The organism is Actinomyces sp. S6-Spd3 (assembly GCF_000758755.1).
In the GTDB taxonomy this organism is placed as follows: domain Bacteria; phylum Actinomycetota; class Actinomycetes; order Actinomycetales; family Actinomycetaceae; genus Pauljensenia.
In genome coordinates, this window is record NZ_JRMV01000135.1 from 1 (window position 1) to 658 (window position 658).

Sequence of the window (658 nt, forward strand, 5' to 3'; positions counted from 1 at the left end):
GATAACAGGTTAGGTGAGGTGGATCGCTCGCGCGCGTCGAATCGAATCAAATGGAGCGGGATGAGATTATTATTCACTGGTAACACGTGGAGGGAACAAGAGTGAGCGACCAGGGGCAAACCCCGATATTCACAGCGAATAGTCGGCGCACACTACGCGTCGTACTCACTTTTGGTGCGCTCCTAGCGCTACTTCTGCTGGCCATCGGGGGCTTGTATACGACCGTGGGCCAACTTCTGGATCAGGCGGCTTTGGACGTTGCGATGCAGCGCGCCTCCAGCTTCGACTGGGTTAACGGCATACTGACCAACTCGATCTCGCTGTATACCGTTGCGATTGCCGCGGGCGTAATCATGCTGATTGCGGCCGTGCGAGGACGCTTCGCACTCGCGCTGCGTGCCGGCGTGATGATACTCGGCGCAAACCTAATGACGCAGGTGCTGAAAACCTACCTGCTACACCGCCCCTACCTGGGGATCGGTTTTGACCTGCCCAACTCGTTCCCATCGGGACACACCACACTCCTGGTGTCGCTGGCGTTGGCGCTCGCGGTTGTGCTGCCGCGTGAAATCCGCTCAATCACGGGGTTTGTGCTGTCGTTTGTGGTGGCCGGTCTGGTCATTTCAATAGTTATCCTCGGCTGGCACAGGCCCCTAGA

1 protein-coding gene is annotated in these 658 nt (G+C 58.1%); it reads left to right on the plus strand.

The window, feature by feature from the left end:
* Positions 1-212 precede the first annotated feature (212 nt).
* Positions 213-658 (plus strand): phosphatase PAP2 family protein (locus HMPREF1627_RS09935; protein WP_158705788.1); only part of this gene is annotated, 446 nt, incomplete at its 3' end.